The sequence below is a fragment of the Luedemannella flava genome (assembly GCF_039528515.1).
In the GTDB taxonomy this organism is placed as follows: Bacteria; Actinomycetota; Actinomycetes; order Mycobacteriales; family Micromonosporaceae; genus Luedemannella; species Luedemannella flava.
The window spans coordinates 1-5,682 of sequence record NZ_BAAALT010000063.1 but is presented as its reverse complement, the minus strand read 5'-3'; the positions used below and the strand labels follow the sequence as shown (position 1 = coordinate 5,682).

The 5,682-nt window shown below is 74.6% G+C and carries 4 protein-coding genes and 1 pseudogene; 1 reads left to right on the top strand and 4 read right to left on the bottom strand.

The genetic code is table 11. The annotated features are described in order from the left end of the window. The first annotated feature begins 164 nt into the window (after nucleotides 1–164). On the top strand, nucleotides 165–1,907 hold the full coding sequence (locus ABD211_RS33885; RefSeq protein ID WP_425560399.1) for an SCO7613 C-terminal domain-containing membrane protein: 1,743 nt from the start codon (nucleotides 165–167) through the stop codon (nucleotides 1,905–1,907). A gap of 84 nt (nucleotides 1,908–1,991) precedes the next feature. Here ABD211_RS33885 and ABD211_RS33880 read toward each other — a convergent pair. The 4 genes and pseudogenes from ABD211_RS33880 to ABD211_RS12690 all read right to left on the bottom strand — a co-directional run. Next, a pseudogene (locus ABD211_RS33880) lies at nucleotides 1,992–2,948 on the bottom strand (glycosyltransferase); the annotation flags it as partial. A gap of 271 nt (nucleotides 2,949–3,219) precedes the next feature. After that, nucleotides 3,220–4,005 (bottom strand): NRDE family protein, encoded by a 786-nt coding sequence (locus ABD211_RS12700; RefSeq protein ID WP_344129850.1) that lies wholly within the window; start codon nucleotides 4,003–4,005, stop codon nucleotides 3,220–3,222. Nucleotides 4,006–4,015: 10 nt separating this feature from the next. Beyond that, nucleotides 4,016–4,756: a LuxR C-terminal-related transcriptional regulator gene (locus tag ABD211_RS12695; RefSeq protein ID WP_344129847.1), complete on the bottom strand. Its 741-nt coding sequence runs from the start codon at nucleotides 4,754–4,756 to the stop codon at nucleotides 4,016–4,018. A gap of 248 nt (nucleotides 4,757–5,004) precedes the next feature. After that, nucleotides 5,005–5,682, bottom strand: a 678-nt coding sequence (locus tag ABD211_RS12690) for a hypothetical protein (RefSeq protein ID WP_344129844.1), incomplete at its 5' end; no start/stop codon positions are given.

The window sequence follows — 5,682 nt, the reverse complement described above, 5'->3', positions numbered from 1 at the left end:
CGGCGACGGCGCTGCTGGCGCGCGACGACCGCCGCTGGCTCGGTGGGCTCGGAACGCTGGCCGCGCTGCTGGCGCTGCCCGGCGCGGTGNTGGCGCTGCCCGGCGCGGTGGCCGCCACGGCGGCCACCACGGGTGCAGGCGGCCCGTGGACGCTGCGCCTGGCGATGGCGGCCGTCGTGGTTGCGCTCGCCGCCGCGTTCGCCGTCGCCCGGTGGTTGCCCTGGTCCACCTGGTACGCCGTCGCGGCGGTCGGCCTCGCGACGATCATGGTCTCGTTCGTGGCCCGCAACGTGGACACCGGCGAGCCCGCCGAGGTCTACGGCGCGCTCGGCGCCATCGTCCTCGCGGCCGCCGCACTCCTCGTGTTGTCCCAGCTCATCGAGCTGCGTGCAGGCGGTTTCGGTGCCGGCCTGGCCATCACCGTCAAGGCGGCGTTCACCGCACTGTTCGTCACGCTTTGGGCCGTCTACGCCGAGCCGTGGCTCTGGCTGGGCGCGGTCTGGGACGGTGCCCCGCCCGGCGTGGGGCTGCGGCCGCCCGGATGGTCCTTTGGCGAACTGCCGCTCGTCGGGTCGCCCGGCGGCGGGGTGCGCATCGCGACGCTGCTGCTTCTGCTCGCGGCCCTCGCGGTCGCCGGCACAGGCAGGGGCTGGGTCGTTGTCCGCAGGGACAAGGACGTGCTGCTGGGGCGCGCCGCGCCCGACCAGGCCGGCCCTGAGTCGGAGGGGGTGGCCGTCGGGCCGTCCGCGCAGGCCGGATCGTCGTTGGCCAGGGCGTTGCGCGGCGCGGTGACCGCGGCGCTGCCGCTCGCGGCGTTGGAGGTGCCGGCGGTCGCGGCGATCCTCGGCGCGCGCTGGCCGACCGTACCCCTGTTGTGTCTGGTCGTCGGGGCGGCCGGGCTCGCGTTCGCGGCCCTGCGCCCGGCGAAGGTCGCGCTCACCGTCGGGTGGACGTTCGTCGGCGTGGTCGCGCTCGCGGCCGGGGTCGTCGGCGCGCTGCCGACCAGGGCCTCGACGCTCGTCGCGCTCGGCGCGGTGCTGGTGCTCGCGGTCGTCGTCGGCGCGGCCGGCCGGTCGACGGCCGTGCGCGCGATCGGCTGGGTGCTGGTGACGATCGCGGTGCCCGTGCTCGCCGTGGCGAGCGTGCTGGCGGCGGGCCTGACCCGGCCCTGGCCCGCGGTCGCGCTGGTCGGTAGCGCGATCGTGCTGCTAGCCCTCGGGGTGGCGCTGCTGCGACGGGGTGGGGCGCACGCGGCGGGCGTGCTGGAGCCCGGCGCTCACGCGGTCGCGGCCGTGGCCTTCCTGACCAGCCTGGGCCGGCTCACGCAGGCGGCCGTGGTGGCCGCGGTGTGGGGCGCGGTGCTCGCCGTCCGGGCGGTCGTGCCGGGGACGCGGGCGAATGCCCGGCGGGCCCTCGTGGGGTCGGCCGCCGGGCTCGCGCTCGTCGCGTGGTGGCTGTTCATGGCCTCACGGACGGTCGCCGTGGTCGAGGCGTACACCCTTCCGTTCGCCGCGGTGGCGCTGTTCGCCGGATGGCTCGCCCTGCGTGCGCGGCCGGTGCTGGGTAGCTGGCAGGCCTACGGGCCGGCGCTCGCCGTCGCGTTCCTGCCCAGCCTCGCGCCGATCCTGGCGACCGAAGGTGATCCCGTGCGGCGGCTGGTGCTCGGCGCCGCCGCGCTCGCCGTGGTGGTAGCGGGAGCGGCGCGCCGGCTGCAGGCGCCGGTCGTGCTCGGCGGTCTCGTCCTCGCCGTCGTCGCCCTGCACGAGCTCGTACTGCTCGGGCAGAAGCTGCCGACCTGGGTCCCGCTCAGCGTCGGCGGCGCCCTCCTGCTCGGCATCGCCGCCACCTTCGAGCGCCGCCGCCGCGACCTCGCCCGGCTGCGCGAGACCGTCGGCCGGCTGCGCTGACGGCGCGCTCGCGCGTGAACCCCACGCGCCCGTGCCGACGGTGAGCAGCGCGAGGAAGCGCAGCGGCAGGATGACCGCGAGGTGGAACAGCCCGAACACGATGAGGAGCAGGAAGTCCACCCGCTTGGTCGCGATGATCGCCGGGATGACCCGCAGCAGGCTCATCGCCATCACCATGAGGACGAACCACAGCAGGTACGCCAGGTGGATGGTCGCCGTGGCCCAGACGAACCAGACGACCGTCACCGCGAGCTGGAACGGCAGCAGCACGGTCAGCAGGCAGTCGATGGTCAGCCAGGGCCCGTGCGACGGGAGCGCCTTGACCGTCCAGATCGTCTCCCGCCAGAACGACCGGTTCCACCGCAGCTGTTGGCGCAGGTACGGGCGCAGCTTCGTGGGCACCTCGGTCCACGCCACGGCCCGGCAGTACGCGACCTGGTAGCCCAGGCCGAGCACGAGGTTCGTCAGGTGCCGGTCGTCGCCGAACGTGCAGATCCGGCCCAGGAACGTCTGGTTGATGAACTGGTCCTTGATCCGGTCGATGACGTCGCGCCGGTAGCCGCCCAGCGGACCGGACACGCAGGTGACCGCGCCGAAGTAGCCCTGCGCGGCGCGTTCCACCTCGAACGCCAGCCAGTACCGGCGGGCGACCAGGCGGGTGAGCCAGGAGTCGCTCGGGTTGAGCGTCTCCACGTGCCCGGTGACGGCGCCGACCCGGCTGTCGGCGTGCATGGTGGCGACCAGCTTCGCGACCGTGTCGGGATCCCATACGGTGTCGCTGTCGCTGGTCAGCACGTACTCGGTCTCGGGGTGCAGCATCTCGAAGCCGCGGTACAGCGCGTGCCGCTTGCCGGCGTTGGCCTGGTACGCGTACCGGAAGCCGAGTTCGCGGCAGACCGCCTCGTACGGTGCGGGGTCGGCGGACCCGTCGTCGATGACGATGACCTCGAAGCGCGCCCAGCGCTGGGCGGCGAGGCTGCGCATCGCGGCCGCGAACAGGTCGGGCGCCTCGTTCAGGGTGGCCACCACGATCGACACCATCGGTTCGTCGGTGACGACCGCCTGGCGCCGACGCATCGCGGCGGCCGCGACGGATTGGACGATCACCCGGCTGATGGACACGATCCCATACAGCGAGATGATCAGCCAGGGTACGCGGAGCCGGCTGAAATAGATGGTGGCGCCGACTACGAAGGGCAGAGCCACGAAGAGTGCCACCCGGAACGTTCCCCAACTACGTCGGGTGGCGGGCGGCGGAGCGATGACCGGTTTGTCCAGAATTGCCACTATTTGGACATTACGGTCCTATCACTCACATTGGTGAGCGGCGCACCGACAGGACGGTCGTCCAGGTCCTGGTCCGGCGTGTCGCGGGCAGCGGGTCGGCGCAGAAGTCATACCGTACGGCGTCCGGCCCGAGGCCGACCAGCGTCACCGAACCGGAGCCGTAGGTCAGGCCGCCCACGTCGTGGCGGATGAGCAGCGCCCGTGCGTCGCTGGGCGGCAGCGGCCCGTCGTCGAGCAGGTCCAGCCAGCCGCCCCACGCGGCGGCGGTGTCGAGCCCGGGCGCCGGGTCCGCGTCCGCCGTGGCCGCCAGTCGGGGCGCGATGTGCGGCACCAGCGGGTCGGCGCTGGCGTCGAGCCCGTCGTTCACCACCACGTGGTCGCCCGGCGGCACGACCCGCTCGACCAGGTGGGTGCCGTCCCACGACCAGAGCCGCGCGCCGGCGGGCGTCGCGTGCAGCAGGTGGAACCCGTCGTACCCGGGCCGCCCCGGCTCGTCCGGCAACACCCCGGCAGGATCGAATGACCCCTCGAGTACGGCCAGCGGCAGCCCGCCCCGCGTGGGTCGCGCCCCGGCGGCCGGCACGGGCGTCGGGGCGACGGTGAGCACGGCCGCGACGGCCGGCGCGGCCGGCTCCACGGCGAGCCACGTCCCGCCCGACACGCTGTCCCGCCCGCCGACCAGCCGGCCGCCGAGCGCCGGCCAGTGCCGGCCGGGCCGGTCCCACGGCCGGCCGAGGTACTCGTCGCGGACGGCGAGGAGCAGGAGCGGCCACGCGGCCGCGGGATCGAGGCGCAGCAGGACGGTGCACACGCGATCGACCCTAGCCAGCCCGCCCCTGCCACTGGCGCGTGGCCTCGCGGCGGTTGCGCACGCCGAGCTTGCGGTAGATCCGGGTGACGTGGTTGCGGACCGTCTTCTCGGCCAGCGCCAGCGCTTCGGCGATGTCGGCGTTGGACACCCCGGCCACGAGCAGCTCGATGACCTCCCGCTCGCGGCGGGACAGGGCCGGCAGGGCGCTCCGCTCGCGGCCGTGGGACGGCGTCGCGTCGGTGAGCGCGGCGCTCGGGTCGCGCAGCTCGCGGACGACGGCGGTGAGCGCGGCCGCCGAGAGGTGGCTGTGGCCGTGCATCGTGCCGGCCACCGCCCCGGCCAGGTCCGCGCGGCTGAACTGACCCTCGATGAGGAAGCTCAGCGCGCCGGCGCGCAGCGTGGCGACCACCTCGGTCGGCTGGAACTGCCGCATCACCACGAGTACGGGCATGCCGCGCCGGGCGCGCAGCACCGTGCGGGTGTGCTCGGCCGGGGTGTTGGTGTGCAGCACGATCAGTGAGGCCCGCTGCCCCGCCGCCGCCGCGACGGTGGGCACCGTGCGCACGGCGCGGACCATCGCGGCCGCGGCCAGCGCACCCGACAGGACCGTCGGGTCCTGGCTGATGAGCAGGACGTCGCCGGGGAGCGCCGCCCGTACGGTCACGGTCCGTGACTCGCGGCGCGCGGCGAGCAGGGGCGCGGAACGGGCCGGCGCGTCCCGCGTCCCTCCGTGCTGGCTGGCCGACTTCATCGTTGGTCTCCGCATGCTGACGTGGTCGCGTCTCGCTGTGTGACGGAGAAAAGCACAGGTGACGGAGCCCGCCAAGGCCGCTTGTCCTTTCACGCGACCCGTTCTGGGTGCGCGGCCGTCCGCGCGGGGCGGTCGCGTGGACATACTTACCGGTAGGTCGGTCGGCGTACACCCAGGAATGTTGGGTGCGGCGTGCGGGGATTTGGGGGTGGGCGCGGTGGCCCGCTGAAAACAGACCGGCCTGTTTTTCAGTACAGCGGGATGCAGGCGCGGTCGGTCGCCAGCGGCGCGTTGTCGTAGTGGACGGGCGAGCTCATGCCCCGCGACGTATAGACGGTGACCGCCGCGTTGGTCCGGCCCGCCGGCAGGCGCACGGCGACCTGCGTGTCGCTGAGCACCTGGATCGGGGTGATCCCCGACCCGTCCGCGGCCGCCGCGTACGCCGTGCCGAGCGCCGACCCCTCGACGAGCAGCGTGTACCCGGCCGGCTCGGGGTCGGCGCACGACTCGACCCGGATCACCCGCGCGACGATCGGGCCCGTGCCCTCCAGCCGCAGCCGCGCGTTCGACCCCGTGGCGCTCACCCCGCCCGGCGTACGGACGGTGAGGTAGCCGCTCGTCACGGTGGCCGGCAGCACGGCACCGAGGCGGGTGTCGTCGAGCACCTGGAACGCCAGCGCCGTGCGCCCGGACAGCACCACCTCCGAGGTCCGGGACAGGAACTCGCCGGTGACCATGATCTGGACCCCGCCGGTCGTGCTCATCGGCGGGTCCTGGAAGACGGATGCCCACTCGCCGCCGCCCGCGAAGCGCACGCTGGTCACCTCGGGCCGCGGGCCGACCGGGCCCGCCGGCGCGCCGGTGGTGCGGGGCGGCCGGGTGCCCGGCGACGATGACGGCCGGCCGGAGGTGGCCGACCCGGCCGT

Bases quoted from the DNA above. Each gene is read 5' to 3' on its own strand.
- ABD211_RS33885 (WP_425560399.1), top strand. From the start codon at position 165: ATGGCGGCCGTCGTGGTTGCGCTCGCCGCCGCGTTCGCCGTCGCCCGG.
- ABD211_RS12695 (WP_344129847.1), bottom strand. From the start codon at position 4,756: ATGAAGTCGGCCAGCCAGCACGGAGGGACGCGGGACGCGCCGGCCCGT.